Below are 14,883 nucleotides of genomic sequence, written 5' to 3'. Positions count from 1 at the left end.
GGTGCCTTCCGGGATTGGATTACAACAGTTTTCTGGCGACCAGATAATCAGCCAGCTCGTCGTAACGCCCATTTTCGTTGCTGAACCGCACCACATTGCGTGCAGACTCCAGCCACGGCAGGGTCGATGGCTTCACTTCTTTCATCGCCAGATGAATATGTGCCATATTCACCGGCAGCACCTCATTGCGCTCGATGGACTGCATCATGGCTTTTTCCGCGGCAGTGGTGCACAAGTGCTCCAGGTCGGCGCCCGAGAATCCATCGGTTTGCGCGGCAATCCATTTCAGGTCGATACCTGCGATGGGTCGACGCTCCAGGTGATAGCGCAGGATTGATTCGCGAGCTGGCTGGTCCGGAGCGGTGACCAGCACTGAGCGATCCAAACGTCCTGGGCGCAACAGCGCCTCATCCAGGTCCCATGGGTGGTTGGTCGCGGCCAGGATGTAGAGTCCGTCATTGTTTGAGGAGAGCGAATCCATCTCCATAAGCAGCTGATTGACCATCTGGCGCAGCCATGACGCGCTTCCGGTTAATGAGCCTCGGCGCAGCCCCAATGCATCAACTTCATCGAGGAACAACACTGTCGGCGAGTTGCTGCGGGCCTTGTCGAAGACCGCTTTAATATTCTTCTCAGTTTCACCGATAAGCGAATCAAGAATGTCGGTCATGGTGACGGCCATGAAGTTCGCTTGGAGCTCACCGGCAACCGCGCGAGCCACAAAGGTCTTGCCACAGCCGGGAGGACCGTACAGCAGCAGTCCGCCTCGCAGGGATTTGCCGAAGGCCTTGGCGATGGCGGCGTTGCGCATCGGTGCCAAGAATGATTCATTCAGCCGGTCTTTAACATTCTGCAGACCGCCAACATCAGCCAAGGTAATGCGCTGCCCCGCTGGTTCTACTGGGGCGACAGTTTCTGCGCTCCCGCCCATCTGGATTTCTGGCTCCGCAAATGGGGCTGGCACGGATTGGCCGAGCTGCTGGGCCGCCGCATCCCAATCAAAATCAGGTTCTTCGGTGTGCTGTGGCTTTGCTGGTTCCGGTGCGGAAGCCGGTGCGGGTATGGCGTTGCCCAGCAGCGCAGCACTCACCTGGCCGAGCAATTGCAAGGCCGCGGTGTTGCCGGGATCTTTTTGGACCACAATGTTGATATGCGTCAGAGCTTCAGCGGCACGGTTGGCCTGGTGCAGCTGCTGGGCCAGATGGAGGCGCAACTCGTGTTCCTCTGGCGCGGCGTCGACGGCGCGCATGAGGCTGGCGATCAGGGGATCATTCATGTCTTTGAGCTCCGCTATTGCAAGTTGTAGCTGCCAAACTTCATCTGACTGCTCTGCCACTTAAGGCATCCAACGGGTACCGCATAAACGATACCCGTTGGAATTATATGCCCGCTTAGAGCCTCGCCACGGAACCGACCCGGAGCATCCGCGCCGAAGTGCAGCCTAGTAGGCTTTGACCCCTTGTTCCACGATCAAGTGGATCAAGGCGAAAGTCCCGTTCTCCTCGATTGCCTCCACCGCTGCTTCCAGCGCTGCCGGGATCTCAGCATCCTTCTCTACGCGGACTCCAAAACCGCCAAAGGACTGGGCCATCAATGCGAAGTCAGGATTCTGCAGTTGCGTGCCGGAAATTCGCTCCGGATACTGACGCTCCTGGTGGGTGCGGATGGTGCCGTATTGCTGGTTGTCCATGATGATCACCAGCGGCGTTGCCCCATATTGGGTTGCCGTGGCCAGCTCTTGGCCGTTCATCAGGAATTCGCCGTCACCCGCAATGGCCACGACGCGGCGCCCCGGGTAATTCAGCGATGCTGCCACGGCCGATGGGATCGAGTAGCCCATGGAGCCGTTGCGTGCCGAGAGCATCGAGGCATAGCCGTTGGTCGGGAAGTAGCGGTGCGCCCAGTTGGTGTGCTCGCCGGCACCGAAGGTGACCATCGCATTTTCGGGCAGTGCGGTGACCAGATTCGACATCAAGGTCGCCATTTTTGCTGGCCCGTCCGCCGGCACCGGGGTTGGCAGCGCGGCGAATTTCTCCTGCTCGCCACGCATCCGCGAGGTCCATTCCTTCCAGGAATCCTTCACCGGCAAGTCCATGAGCAGCAGGTCGCGGACGAAGACATCCGGCTTGGCCACAATCTGGTGCGAGACCGGACCGGAGCGTCCGCGCAGCGACGGGTCGATGGTCACCAGGAAGTTTTTCTTCTCCCAGTTTTGGCGGACGTTGAAGCCGTCGGTGATGACGTCCCCGGGTACGGTGCCAACGAAGATCAGCAGATCTGTTTCTTCCAGGAGATCGTAGGTTGGCTTGGGACGCCCGTAGCCGATGGGCCCAACGTAGGAAGGAGAGCTGAACGGAACGGTTCCTTCGCAACGCCATTCGGCAGCGGCAGGAAGATCGTGTTCTTCGAGCCAGCGGGTGAAATCGGCAGCACCCTGCTGGGACCAGTCGTTGCCGCCAAAAATAAACAGTGGCTTATCCGCTTCCTGCAAGGCATTGTTCAGCGACTTCCAGTCAGTCACGGTCATGCCGCCGGTGGCGACAGGAATTTCCGGGTGCAGCTCGGCAGAAATCTCGTTGCGGATCACGTCTTCCGGAAGCCCGACCACCACCGGCCCCGGACGTCCGGACATGGCCGCGAACATCGCTTCGGCGACGACTTCGCTGGCGCGGTCCGCATGGTCCAGGATCATCACGCGCTTGGCTCCGGTGCCAAACCACGCCTTCGGGTCAAACTCCTGGAAGGCTTCTTTTTCGCGGTGCTCGAAGGGAATCAGGCCAACAAAGAGCACCAGCGGAGTGGAGTCCTGCCATGCAGTGTGCAGGCCAACGTGCGCGTTGGCGGCACCTGGCCCTCGGGTCACCATCGCGATGCCGGGGCGCTGATGCATTTTTCCTTCGGCTTCGGCCATGTAGGTCGCTCCGCCTTCGTGGCGGCAAACGACGGTCTCGATGGATGAGTTGTGCAGTCCGTCGAGGACGTCCAGGTAGCTTTCGCCCGGGACGACGTAGGCTCGTTCAACGCCGTGTGCGGCAAGCGTATCGACAATGACATGTCCGGCTGACTTCTTTGTCAGACCTTGAGCATTTTCACTCATCTTCAGGCGTCTTTCTGGTTGCGAGCAATAGTTGGACGCAACGGAAATTGGGGGCGCTAAAGCCGGTGATGCAACGTTGCGTCGTCGAGAAACAGTACTAAAGAACACCGGATTGCGCACCGTGAATGCCTATTGCTACGCGACTATGACACCATGCATGCCACAATGCATATTCTTGGGCAAATTGTCTAGATTTTTTCGATCAATGGAGCAGTAACGTTCATCACTCTGCGGGGCGAGCCATTTCACAGTCATAAAGCTGCCGGCCATTGACCTGTCGTAGCTCACACAAGTAGCCTATTGAGAAATAAAAGTTTACCTACGGTAAGCATTCTCACTCGCATCGGGGAAATCCATGGAATTCATCAATGGGGCCATTGTCGCGCTATATCTCGCGGCCATGCTCGCTTTTGGATGGTGGGGCAAGTCCCGCACCAAAAACAGCAGCGATTATCTGGTCGCCGGCCGTCGGCTCGGCCCCTTCCTCTACACCGGAACCATGGCAGCGGTGGTGCTCGGTGGCGCATCCACCGTGGGCGGCGTCGGGCTGGGCTACAAGCACGGGATCTCCGGCATGTGGCTCGTGGTGGCCATTGGCGCAGGCGTCATCCTGCTTTCGCTGGCCTTCGCACCGACCTTGCAGAAGCTGAAGGTCTTCACCGTCTCCCAGATGCTGAATCTGCGCTACGGCAGCGCGGCAGCAACCAATACCTCCGGCATCGTGATGCTGGCCTATACGCTGATGCTCTGCGCAACCTCCACCAGCGCCTACGCCACCATCTTTGTTGTGCTCTTCGGCTGGGAGAAGTGGGTTGCTATCGCCATTGGCGGCGCGATCGTTGTGGTGTATTCGACCATCGGTGGCATGTGGTCCATCACCCTGGCAGACCAGGTCCAGTTCATCATCAAGACCATCGGCATCTTCGCACTGATGCTGCCATTCTCGCTGAACGCCGCCGGCGGCCTGGATGGCATCCGCGAGCGCGTGGGCGCCGAGTTCTTCGACATCAACGGCATGGGCCTGCAGTCGATCATCACCTACTTTGTGGTCTACACCCTGGGCCTGCTCATCGGCCAGGACATCTGGCAGCGCGTCTTCACCGCGAAGACTCCAAAAGTGGCCCGCTGGGGCGGCATGACCGCCGGCATCTACTGCGTCTTCTACGGCGCCGCCGGCGCATTGATCGGCATGGCCGCGAAGGTCGCATTGCCAGAGATCGCAGGGGCTGCAGACAACAAGGACGTCGTCTACGCAGAAGTCGCCACACAGCTGCTTCCAGTTGCCGTCGGCGGGCTGGTGATGGCCGCAGCCGTGGCCGCCATGATGTCCACCGCCTCCGGCGCGCTGATCGCCGCGGCGACAGTTGCCCGTACTGACGTGACCCCATTTGTTGCCAGCTGGTTCGGCAAGCAGATCCAGGTCAACTCGAATGAGAACCCCGAGCACGATGTCCGGGCCAACCGCATCTGGGTGATGGTGCTGGGACTGGTCACCGTGGCCCTGGCAATCCTGGTGGACGACGTGGTTGCAGCACTGACCATCGCCTACGACATTCTGGTGGGCGGCTTGCTGGTGGCCATTATCGGTGGCCTGCTGTGGAAGCGCGGCAACGGTGTTGGCGCTACAGCCTCCATGGCTGCAGGTTCCCTCGTTACGCTCGGCACGATGATCGTCTTGGAAATCCAGGCCGAGAACAAGTTCGACGGCGTCTACGCCAATGAACCGATCTACTTCGGCCTCGTCGCTTCGGCGGTGGCATTCATAGTTGTATCGCTATTGACCAAGTCCACTGACCGACAGGTGATTGAGCACTGGAACCTGCGCGTAGCGGGCAAGATCCAGGACGCTCCGGTCAACACAGCGGCACAAGAGCCAACACTCTAGTCGGCTAGGAATACCGAGCCGGACTCATGAATTCGAGCCCTGTACTCAGCGGTGCAACCCGCTGAGCACAGGGCTCGTCTTGTTCCTTGCGTTTTAGTTCCTGGAGCCTGCGCCCCATTTTGCTGCCGGCGCCTGCCACAAAGACAGGGCATCCAAAAGCGCTTCTGGTTCGCTGGCCACCACCAATGAGTCGCGGAACTGCGAGGCCAAGAATCCCTGATCAGTCATGTGGTCCAGCATATTCAGCAGAGGCTGCCAGAATCCGTCAACATCCAGGAGTGCTACTGGTTTCGCGTGGATTCCAAGTTGCTGCCAGGTCCACACTTCAAAGAGCTCTTCCAAGGTCCCAGCACCACCTGGCAGGGCAACAAAGCCATCTGCCAGTTCCGACATGCGGTGTTTGCGTGCATGCATGTCGGGCACAACTTCCAGGCTCGTTAATCCTGGATGCGCCAGTTCGCCATCAACCAGGAATTGCGGCATGACCCCGAAAACTTCGCCGCCAACCTTGCGCGCCGCATCAGCAATTGTTCCCATCAAACCCACGCGTCCACCGCCATAAACGATGGCCCGGCCCGAGGCGGCAACAGTGCGTGCGAAGTTTTCTGCCGCCTTCTCATAAATGGATGACGCGCCTGAAGCCGAACCGGTGAAAACTGCCAACCTCTGGATATTTCGTTGCCCAGCGAGCAAAGCAGGGAAGACCACGTCTTGGAGCAAGGGTGCGACCTCGTCTAATTTCGCTGAGGGGTCGATCCACCGTAGCTGCTCAATTTCAGCCAAAGGTTCACCAATCGGAACCAAACGATGTTCAAATACGGTGGCTTGAACACGGCACCCCGACGAAATCGTCCAAAAACAAGGAATTTTATTCCTGCATCATGTGCCGCAACTAGTGACGCAGATTCATGCTTACACCATTAGTCACTAGAGGCTTTTATTAGATCGCCGATCGTACTCATCAAGTTTGATCGCGTAGCCGCCAAAGCCAGGAAAAAGACGGGCAAAGCCTAGGTCTGGTTCTCTGCGGCATATAGCAAAGTTTCAGATACAAAATGCTTAACCTGACATTTCAGTGCTCACGGTTGGCGCGCAGGGAATTGGAGGCTCAATTCGAAAATGAGAAGAAAATACCTTGAAATTGGTTGTGGCCACACTGTTTTCTATGTAGCGTCTATACAAAAGGCCCAAATCACGTCCGAAAGTGGAAAATCTATGAAGAAGCAGTTTGCGATAGCTCTTGCACTGTCATTAGCCCTAACAGGTACCATTCCTGCACATGCAATGAGTCCAGACAAAGCTGCCCCGGATGTTGTTAAGACTGCCAACGCCTCGTCCAATCCTTCAAAAGCTGATTCGTTGCCCATCTCCCCTGCAACGCCTGCTCGCGGGAGCGTTACATACTACCGATATGACGTGATCGATCTGAAGAAGACCAAAAATTGGACGAACACCAAAAAGCAACTAGGTATTTGCAAGGTGTCCAAAGGCGTCGGCGGCAGCTGCAGCATCAACGCCGGCTATTCAATTGGCACTGACGTCTCGGTAAGTCTAGGCGCGACCATTAACGATATTTCCGGCTCCGTAGGTTTCAACCGCCACTATTCGGCCAACGGCTCCGTCTCTTGGACCTCACCATCAATTAGCAAGAAATCCGCTGCCACCTATCGCGCTTACGCTGTAGGAACCAAGGCAACCTACAAAATCAGGAAGATGAAAGGCGTGAAAGCACTGGGACAAAAGAAAACACGGTGGACCACAGTAAGCACATCGGGCACCCTGACCGCTTTTTCGCCTAACATTGGATTCGACATCAAGAAATAAGGAAATTAATTGAACACTTACACAAGGTTGTTTCAACTTCTCGGGTGGACCATCGCGGTGCTTTCAACAGCATTTGGCATATTTTTCGTATCAAAAAAGGAAGCTATAGCCTGGGATCCTCAGCAGGGTTCTGCAGAGATATTTACTTCACGAGTGGTTTACCTAGAACCTGTAGGCTTGGCGCTACTGGTGGCAGGTGTCCTTTCGCTCGTAGCCCTATGCATCGTGGAAACTGTTCGAAAGCGTTAGTTCCCGGGGACCATTTCCGAGTGCGCCTCCGTGATATTGGCTTTAGCGTAAAGCAAGATTGGTGTCCCTGTAAGTTCAACTGCTTTAGCTGAATCACACTATTTCGTGTCGGTGTGATCGAGATATGAGTTTTTCTTGAAATCCGTCAATCGACGATTCGCTTGAATTCCAGGCCACCCAGATACCGTGCCGCGGCTTTGCTGATGTTGTTCGACGTTAGTCCATAGTCAATCAAAACCAGGCGGGAAACGTGCCCCGAGTTCAGCTTGGCATGAATCCTAGTGCCACCGGCCGGCACGAGTACGAGCCGGGACCAAGCCTGATCCGCACCATTCACGCGTGCCGTTTTCTACTATGTCCGGCACCGGTCCAAACGACCTTCTCCACCCCGATGTCACCGGCGGTTTTCAGACCATTCGTGGCGGCATAATTGAACAAATTTGCCACTGGACGAACAAGACTTATCGAGCAGGGAATAGCTCGACTTTTTGCATTCCTTGAGGCCCAAGCCAAGCCCTAGCATCGGTTGGTAATCTGCATCACATTTACGTGCGCAGTTTCCGCTGTTTCGCGAAAGGCACTCATGTCTATCACTTCTCAATCTTCGCTCGGTGCCACTAACGCAGCCACCAAAGAACGTCGCAAGGCCCAAGCATCTAGTTTTATGGGCACCTTGCTCGAAGCCTACGATTTTGTTCTCTACACCGCCGCAGCCGCATTGGTATCTCCCAAAGTTCTCTTCAGCGGCATAGATCCAGCATTGGGAACGATGCTGGCTTTTGTCACTCACTCATGGCCGGCTACTTAGCGAGGCCTATTGGCGGTCTACTTTTTGGGCACTTCGGTGACAAAATTGGCCGCAAACATATGCCCTTCACCACGGTCCTCATCATGGGCGTTGTTTCATTGGCCATTGGCCTGATGCCAACCACGCTCGGGGCCGCCACCGCAGGAATCTTGCTGACACTCATTCGTGTCATTCAGGGCCTAGTCGCTGGTGGCGAATGGGGTGGTGCGACGTTGATGTCAATGGAGCATTCCTCGAAGAAGACCAAGGGCTTCGGGGCTTCTCTCTCGGTTGCTGGAGGTCCCACCGGAGCACTAATGGCAACATTTGTCCTCGGTATCTTTGCTTCGCTCCCCGAAGAACAATTCCTCTCTTGGGGTTGGCGCATGCCGTTTTTGGCGTCCATCATCGTGGTCCTAGTTGCCCTGTACCGGCGTTATCAGGTGTCGGAATCTCCAGAGTTCCTGGCCGCCGAAAAGATTGCACGCACGCAAGAACCACCCATTCTCCAGATTCTGAAACAATACCGCTTCAAGACCTTCTTTGGCATCTTGCTGGCGTTGGCCCCACTCTTCTTATAGGCAATGTTGTCGGCCTTTATGGTGCCGTTCCTCGCAGGGCGTTCCGCTCAGATTGCCAGTGAAGGCCAAGAGCCCGCGGTAGCCGTAGGCTCCTTGCTCTTCATGGTCACCATTGCCAGTGGCTTAGCGGTACTCACCATTCCACTCGTGGGATGGCTTTCGGATCGCTTCGGACGAGATCGAATGCTAATTGTCGGTTCTGTGTTGGGCTTAGTAGACGTCTGGCCAATGATGCAACTGTTTATGTCTAACGACCCGATGTTGATTTGTGCTGGTTTCATCTTGGGACTGCCCATTATGCAGGTCGCCATTCTCGGCGTGCTCGGCTCCTACCTAGCCGAACTATTCAGCCCCACCACTCGCTACACCGGTTTATCTCTGACCTATCAGGTCGGTTCCGGCCTGGCTGCAGGAACCGCCCCACTGGTTGCCCAAGCCCTCGCAGCGTAGAGCAATAGCAGCCTGACGCTAATCGCTGTCTACTACATGGCGCTGGCAGCCGTCGCGATCATCTCAGTGCTCGCCTTGCGCGCTCACTCCCAGAAGAAAAACGTCACTTCAAACTAGCTGCAAAGAGCCGGCGCATGGATTATGCCTACGCCGTCAGCTTTGACGGTGCAGGCTTTTGCTTGGGCGGTGGTCGCAGCCTCAGCTATTGCGATGGTCAAGGCGACATTTTCCTTGATAAACGGAGCCACCATGTCCTGATTTCCGGCAAGATCCAGGACGCTCCGGTCAACACAGCGGCACAAGAGCCAACACTCTAGTCGGCTAGGAATACCGAGCCGGACTCATGAATTCGAGCCCTGTACTCAGCGGTGCAACCCGCTGAGCACAGGGCTCGTCTTGTTCCTTGCGTTTTAGTTCCTGGAGCCTGCGCCCCATTTTGCTGCCGGCGCCTGCCACAAAGACAGGGCATCCAAAAGCGCTTCTGGTTCGCTGGCCACCACCAATGAGTCGCGGAACTGCGAGGCCAAGAATCCCTGATCAGTCATGTGGTCCAGCATATTCAGCAGAGGCTGCCAGAATCCGTCAACATCCAGGAGTGCTACTGGTTTCGCGTGGATTCCAAGTTGCTGCCAGGTCCACACTTCAAAGAGCTCTTCCAAGGTCCCAGCACCACCTGGCAGGGCAACAAAGCCATCTGCCAGTTCCGACATGCGGTGTTTGCGTGCATGCATGTCGGGCACAACTTCCAGGCTCGTTAATCCTGGATGCGCCAGTTCGCCATCAACCAGGAATTGCGGCATGACCCCGAAAACTTCGCCGCCAACCTTGCGCGCCGCATCAGCAATTGTTCCCATCAAACCCACGCGTCCACCGCCATAAACGATGGCCCGGCCCGAGGCGGCAACAGTGCGTGCGAAGTTTTCTGCCGCCTTCTCATAAATGGATGACGCGCCTGAAGCCGAACCGGTGAAAACTGCCAACCTCTGGATATTTCGTTGCCCAGCGAGCAAAGCAGGGAAGACCACGTCTTGGAGCAAGGGTGCGACCTCGTCTAATTTCGCTGAGGGGTCGATCCACCGTAGCTGCTCAATTTCAGCCAAAGGTTCACCAATCGGAACCAAACGATGTTCAAATACGGTGGCTTGAACGCTATGCCCCTCTTCATTGGTTGCCGGGGCCGTGAAGGTTCCAACGAGACGCAGCAAAGCTGGATCCAGGTTCACTCCCAGCTCTTCGCTCACTTCCCGTACCGCCGCATCGATAGGCGACTCCCCCAGTTCCGGCTTGCCACCCGGGAACATGAATAATGTTGTTCCTCGCTTGCGAACGGTCAGAACCTGTCCCGCATCGTTTCGGATAATGACGGCGCTGACAGTGATCTGTGCTGGCAATGATATTCCTTCTTGTTCCATCCACGAACTGGTTGCGCCTGTTCGGTGCAACCGGCGGTCACAATTCAATTCTAGGGTTTTCATCTGGGCGTGCCTGAATCACGTGAGCAACCTGCTTCAACGCTATGCAAATGAAAAGGGGCCTTCGCAATTCATCAATTGATGAACTGCGAAGGCCCCTTAGCTTATGGAAATTAGTCCTTGATCAAATCGTGGCGCACGATGGTCTGATCGCGGTCCGGGCCCACGCCGATGGCGGAGATACGGGTGCCGGAGATCTTCTCCAAAGCCAGGATGTAGTTCCGGGCGTTCTCCGGAAGATCTTCCATGGTCTGCGCGCCAGAGATGTCCTCGGTCCAGCCCGGGAAGTACTCGAAGATCGGCTTCGCATGGTGGAAGTCGGTCTGCGTCATTGGCATTTCATCGTGGCGGATGCCGTCTACGTCATAGGCAACGCACACTGGGATCTGCTCGATATTGGTGAGCACATCCAGCTTGGTCACGAAGTAGTCAGTGAAGCCGTTCACGCGCGAGGCGTGGCGGGCCAGAACAGCGTCGTACCAGCCGCAACGACGTGGGCGGCCAGTGTTCACACCGAATTCGCCGCCGGTCTTCTGAAGGTAGATGCCCATGTCATCGAACAGCTCGGTCGGGAACGGACCTGCACCCACGCGGGTGGTGTAGGCCTTGATGATGCCGATGGAGCGGGTGATGCGGGTCGGGCCGACGCCCGAGCCCACCGACGCTCCGCCAGCGGTTGGGTTCGAGGAAGTCACGAACGGGTAGGTGCCGTGGTCCACGTCCAGGAAGGTAGCCTGGCCGCCTTCCATCAGCACAACCTTGTCCTCGTCCAGGGCCTTGTTCAGCTCGTAGGTGGAGTCGATGACCAGCGGGCGCAGGCGCTCGGCGTAGGACAGGAAGTACGAGACGATCTCCTCGACCTCGACGCTGCGCCGGTTGTAGATCTTGACCAGCAGTTCGTTCTTCTGGCGCAACGCGCCTTCGACCTTCTGGCGCAGGATGGACTCGTCGAAGACGTCCTGCACGCGGATGCCCAGGCGTCCGACCTTGTCCATGTAGGCAGGGCCGATGCCGCGTCCGGTGGTGCCGATGGCACGCTTGCCCAGGAAGCGCTCGGTGACCTTGTCCATGGTCTGGTGGTATGGAGCCACCAGGTGCGCGTTGGCCGAGACACGCAGCTTCGAGGTGTCGGCGCCGCGCGATTCCAGGCCGTCGATTTCTTCGAAGAGGGCTTCAAGGTTCACCACGCAGCCGTTGCCGATAATCGGAGTGGCGTTGGGGGAAAGGATGCCGGCTGGAAGGAGCTTGAGCTCGTACTTCTCGCCGCCGACGACCACGGTATGCCCGGCGTTGTTGCCGCCATTTGGCTTGACTACGTAGTCGACCTTGCCGCCGAGCAGGTCGGTGGCTTTTCCTTTACCCTCATCGCCCCATTGGGCTCCGACGATCACGATTGCTGGCATGGGATCCTCCCCCTTGCTTAAAGCAGTGGTTACGGCGTGCTTAGCGCCGTCCCGGCACGGTGCCGGGCAAAAAATATGCCCCTGTCCTGCTCACTGAAACCCGAAGGTTCGTTGCAAGAGTTAGGGGCTCTTACGACCAAAGTTTACCGAAACGATTAGTGAATCTCGAGCTGTGCGTCGCGGTGTCGTCCGCGGCGGCCATATGCGACGACCAGAACCGCAATTCCCGTGAAGAGCACCGCAATGGAGACCACGTACACGCTGATCACGCCATACCCCTGGTCCGGATTGAGGAACGGGTAGGGAACCCATCCATCGGTGGCTCCGCGCACCAGAACGGCCCCGGTCCACAGCAGCGGGTAAATCAGGATCAAGAACACTGCGCTATATGGCAAGGCCATACGGTCCTTGGCCAAAAGCCAATCTCCCAGGACGAACAGCGGCCCGAGAATATGCATCACCCAATTGGCCCAGGGAAGCGGCACTCCACCGGCCGCGCCCAGCGGTGCCAATAGGGTGAGGTAAATCAGTCCGACTACGACCATGCACACGCACACAAGGGCGCGCAGGCCAACAACCCAGCGAGGCACCCGCTCCGCTTTCACCAGCCCGGCAACCCCGGCAACAAGCCCCACGGCGACTACGAGCGCATTTGACTGTATGGTGAAGTATCCAAAGAAATTCATCGGCTGCACCGGACCCCTCGAGGCGGTGTCCGCGTAGGTTGCCACGATCGCCGCCAAGGTGACCAGCGCCCAAAGTATTCGCGCCAGATTGAAGCTGCGCAGGGTGGCTTGAGAAGTATTCACCCTCGAAGACTATCCTCCACGGGTGTAACGTCCAAAGGCCCAGCAATACCCTGCAATTGATATCCGTTGCCTTCCTTTCGACTTGCCCCCCGAGGCAGCGCTCGCGGTGCAACAATGGATTCCAGCCAGGAATTGACCCTGACACAGTGTGAGGGCGGAGAACTGAAGAATGTTATCCATCGGGATGTTTGCCCAGATCGGCCAGGTCACCCACCGCATGTTGCGGCATTGGGATACTGCCGGCCTGCTCACCCCCCGCCCACGTGGACCCGTTTAGCGGCTATCGCTCCTACGATCCCTCCCAGCTTCAGCGTTTGCATCAGATCGTTGCCCTGCGCGATTTGGGATTCGGGCTCGAAGAGATTTCTTTGATCCTGGACCAGGGAGCCACCGCAGGAAAAATAGCCGAACTTTTGCACATTCGCCAGGCGCAGGTCGAGGCCGAGCACCAGCTGGCCACGCAGCGCTTGGCCGATGTACAGCGGCGTCTGCAACTGATCTCCAAGGAGAACCTCATGTCTCACATTGAAATCATCCACAAGCCACTGCCCGCGGTGCGCTTGGCGGCCGGCCGCTTCACGGTGGCCGAGCAGCCTGAAATCGCCGGACGCATCGGCCCGCTCTTCGACAGAATCGCGCAGTCCATTCAGGGCCAAAGCCTTGCCACGCCCATTGCGCAATACAACGGCACCGAGGATGGAGTGGAGGTCATTGCCGGATACGCCACGAGCGCCCAAAGCCTGGCCGATGTCGAAATCATCGAGCTTCCCGCGGTGTCCGAAGCCATCTGCGGAGTGCACCTTGGCTCGATGGACACCATCCATGAAAGCTGGCAGGCCGTGCACGAAGAAGTCCTCGCCCGTGGTTTGGTGCCTACCGGTCCGTGCCGCGAAGTCTACGTGCGTGCTGTGTCCGACGACCAGGCGGATTGGGTGACCGAACTTCAGCAGCCGGTCGGCACTCCTTAATCCACCAGCAGGTGCGGGGCCTCCAGCAGGTCCCCGACCACGCTGCGCGCGGCCCCGGCCAGCGCACCGGTTTGGCCCAGCGGCGAGCACAGCAACCGGGCTTGCCCGGCAATGCTCGGCGCGTGCGCTTGGAGCCCAGCCTCCATGGCGGGGTGCAACCACTGCTCCAGGGCGGCAAAGTGCCCGCCAAAGACCACGGTGGAAACGTTGTACAGGCGCAGGGCCGAGGCCACGGCGATTCCCAAGGATTTTCCGGCCTCGGCCACGGCGCTCACCGCGGGCTCGGTACCAGTTTCCAGTGCTTGGCAGAGCTGGCTCATCCGCTCCTGCCGCGAAATCCTATCTGCTGCGGAACCGAGATTGGCGGCGGCCAAAATGGCTTCCTGTCCGGCCACGGTTTCCAGGCATCCGCGTCCTCCGCAGCTGCAGGCTTTGCCGTCGGGGGCGATCACCACATGGCCGAGCTCGCCTGCATGGCCCTGGGGCCCGACAAATAGTTCACCATCGATAATCAAGCCGCCGCCGATGCCCACTTCCCCGGAGACAAAGAGGAAGTCGCGGTCCTGGGCATCCATCAAATGCTGCTGGGCCAGCGCCGAGGCATTGGCTTCGTTAAAGAGCCGGAAGCGGGTTTTGGGTTCGGGCAGCAACGCTGCAACATCGAGTTCTTGCCCCTCCCAGCCAAGGTTCGGAGCTTGGAGAACGGTGAACTGCTCCTCGTTAACCAGGCCCGGAACAGCCAATCCGCCGCCCAGAATCATCAGGCCCTGGGCCCGGGCAGCGCCTTGGAGGCCTTGGCTCAGTTCTCCCAGAGCACCGAGCACCTCACTGGCAGTCGAGCGGTGATTGGTGCGCGGCAGGATTTCGTGCGCCAGCAGTTTGCCGTTGAGGTCAACGAGTCCGGCGGCAATGTAGTCGACGTTGATTTCCATGCCCATCACGCAGCGCGCGGGATTCAGCACCAGGCCCACCGAAGGCCGTCCGCGTTCCCCATCGCGGTGCACGCCGATTTCGATGACCAGCCCAGCGGCCAGCAAGTCGGCGACCAGGCTGGAGACCGAGGCCTTGGTCAACTGGCTGACTTGAGCGATATCAGCCCGTGATAGCCGCTGGTCATCCCCCGCGGCTGCAATCACGGACAACACCCTGGCCAAGTTGGCTCTGCGCACGTCCCCGACTGTGCCCGGGGCCGAAGACGTCGCGGCTCGGGCGGAAGGGGCTGGCTGGCGCATGCTTTCTCCTTGTCGAAATTCCTGGAATGCATTTGCAGAGTTCGCTATTGACTCTAGCGCATCACCGCCCATATAGTTCAGATCATAAACTAAATGGCTTAGGCCAGCCCTGCGATCCAAGGATGT

15 protein-coding genes are annotated in these 14,883 nt (G+C 58.1%); 8 read left to right on the top strand and 7 right to left on the bottom strand.

The window, feature by feature from the left end:
• Positions 1–19: 19 nt before the first annotated feature.
• Complete coding sequence (locus AOZ07_RS01320; RefSeq protein WP_060703253.1) at positions 20–1,276, bottom strand: tetratricopeptide repeat protein; 1,257 nt, start codon at positions 1,274–1,276, stop codon at positions 20–22.
• A 165-nt stretch (positions 1,277–1,441) separates the two neighbouring features.
• On the bottom strand, positions 1,442–3,097 hold the full coding sequence (locus AOZ07_RS01315) for a thiamine pyrophosphate-dependent enzyme (RefSeq protein ID WP_060700352.1): 1,656 nt from the start codon (positions 3,095–3,097) through the stop codon (positions 1,442–1,444).
• Positions 3,098–3,452: 355 nt separating this feature from the next.
• Between AOZ07_RS01315 and AOZ07_RS01310 the strand changes: the two genes are divergently transcribed.
• A complete protein-coding gene (locus AOZ07_RS01310; protein ID WP_060700351.1) occupies positions 3,453–4,982 on the top strand; it encodes a sodium:solute symporter family protein in 1,530 nt (509 codons plus the stop codon).
• Between the two features lie 93 nt (positions 4,983–5,075).
• Here AOZ07_RS01310 and AOZ07_RS01305 read toward each other — a convergent pair whose 3' ends face one another.
• The gene (locus AOZ07_RS01305; protein ID WP_236995234.1) at positions 5,076–5,765 is read right to left on the bottom strand and encodes a TIGR00730 family Rossman fold protein; all 690 of its coding nucleotides are present in this window, start codon (positions 5,763–5,765) and stop codon (positions 5,076–5,078) included.
• Positions 5,766–6,197: 432 nt separating this feature from the next.
• On the opposite strand from AOZ07_RS01305, the gene AOZ07_RS01300 reads away from it, so the two are divergent.
• The 5 genes from AOZ07_RS01300 (at position 6,198) to AOZ07_RS18590 (ending at position 9,190) form a co-directional block, all read left to right on the top strand.
• Positions 6,198–6,806: a hypothetical protein gene (locus AOZ07_RS01300; RefSeq protein WP_194943728.1), complete on the top strand. Its 609-nt coding sequence runs from the start codon at positions 6,198–6,200 to the stop codon at positions 6,804–6,806.
• 832 nt (positions 6,807–7,638) lie between these two features.
• Entirely contained in the window at positions 7,639–7,863 is a 225-nt protein-coding gene (locus AOZ07_RS18595; RefSeq protein ID WP_194943727.1) for a hypothetical protein, read from the top strand.
• On the top strand, positions 7,848–8,423 hold the full coding sequence (locus AOZ07_RS18385) for an MFS transporter (protein ID WP_060700349.1): 576 nt from the start codon (positions 7,848–7,850) through the stop codon (positions 8,421–8,423). Before AOZ07_RS18595 ends, AOZ07_RS18385 begins: the two co-directional genes overlap by 16 nt.
• A gap of 3 nt (positions 8,424–8,426) precedes the next feature.
• Complete coding sequence (locus tag AOZ07_RS18380; protein ID WP_060700348.1) at positions 8,427–8,873, top strand: MFS transporter; 447 nt, start codon at positions 8,427–8,429, stop codon at positions 8,871–8,873.
• A gap of 134 nt (positions 8,874–9,007) precedes the next feature.
• On the top strand, positions 9,008–9,190 hold the full coding sequence (locus AOZ07_RS18590; RefSeq protein ID WP_194943725.1) for a hypothetical protein: 183 nt from the start codon (positions 9,008–9,010) through the stop codon (positions 9,188–9,190).
• Positions 9,191–9,283: 93 nt separating this feature from the next.
• On the opposite strand, the gene AOZ07_RS18995 is transcribed toward AOZ07_RS18590, so the two are convergent.
• From AOZ07_RS18995 to AOZ07_RS01275, 3 genes are all read right to left on the bottom strand, one after another.
• Entirely contained in the window at positions 9,284–10,264 is a 981-nt protein-coding gene (locus tag AOZ07_RS18995; RefSeq protein ID WP_075972384.1) for a TIGR00730 family Rossman fold protein, read from the bottom strand.
• A gap of 194 nt (positions 10,265–10,458) precedes the next feature.
• Positions 10,459–11,748: an adenylosuccinate synthase gene (locus AOZ07_RS01280; RefSeq protein WP_060700347.1), complete on the bottom strand. Its 1,290-nt coding sequence runs from the start codon at positions 11,746–11,748 to the stop codon at positions 10,459–10,461.
• A gap of 155 nt (positions 11,749–11,903) precedes the next feature.
• The gene (locus AOZ07_RS01275; protein ID WP_060700346.1) at positions 11,904–12,557 is read right to left on the bottom strand and encodes a Pr6Pr family membrane protein; all 654 of its coding nucleotides are present in this window, start codon (positions 12,555–12,557) and stop codon (positions 11,904–11,906) included.
• A 169-nt stretch (positions 12,558–12,726) separates the two neighbouring features.
• Between AOZ07_RS01275 and AOZ07_RS19205 the strand changes: the two genes are divergently transcribed.
• Both AOZ07_RS19205 and AOZ07_RS01270 read left to right on the top strand, forming a co-directional pair.
• Positions 12,727–12,834, top strand: a complete 108-nt coding sequence (locus AOZ07_RS19205; protein ID WP_417935203.1) for a MerR family DNA-binding transcriptional regulator — start codon at positions 12,727–12,729, stop codon at positions 12,832–12,834.
• Entirely contained in the window at positions 12,821–13,525 is a 705-nt protein-coding gene (locus AOZ07_RS01270) for a MerR family transcriptional regulator (protein ID WP_060700345.1), read from the top strand. The genes AOZ07_RS19205 and AOZ07_RS01270 overlap by 14 nt, the downstream gene beginning before the upstream one ends.
• Here AOZ07_RS01270 and AOZ07_RS01265 read toward each other — a convergent pair.
• On the bottom strand, positions 13,522–14,757 hold the full coding sequence (locus AOZ07_RS01265) for an ROK family transcriptional regulator (protein ID WP_060700344.1): 1,236 nt from the start codon (positions 14,755–14,757) through the stop codon (positions 13,522–13,524). The genes AOZ07_RS01270 and AOZ07_RS01265 overlap by 4 nt on opposite strands.
• Positions 14,758–14,883: the final 126 nt, after the last annotated feature.

The organism is Glutamicibacter halophytocola (assembly GCF_001302565.1).
Lineage (GTDB): Bacteria > Actinomycetota > Actinomycetes > Actinomycetales > Micrococcaceae > Glutamicibacter > Glutamicibacter halophytocola.
The sequence above is the reverse complement of the archived record's forward strand: the minus strand, read 5'-3'. Positions and strand labels throughout refer to the sequence as shown.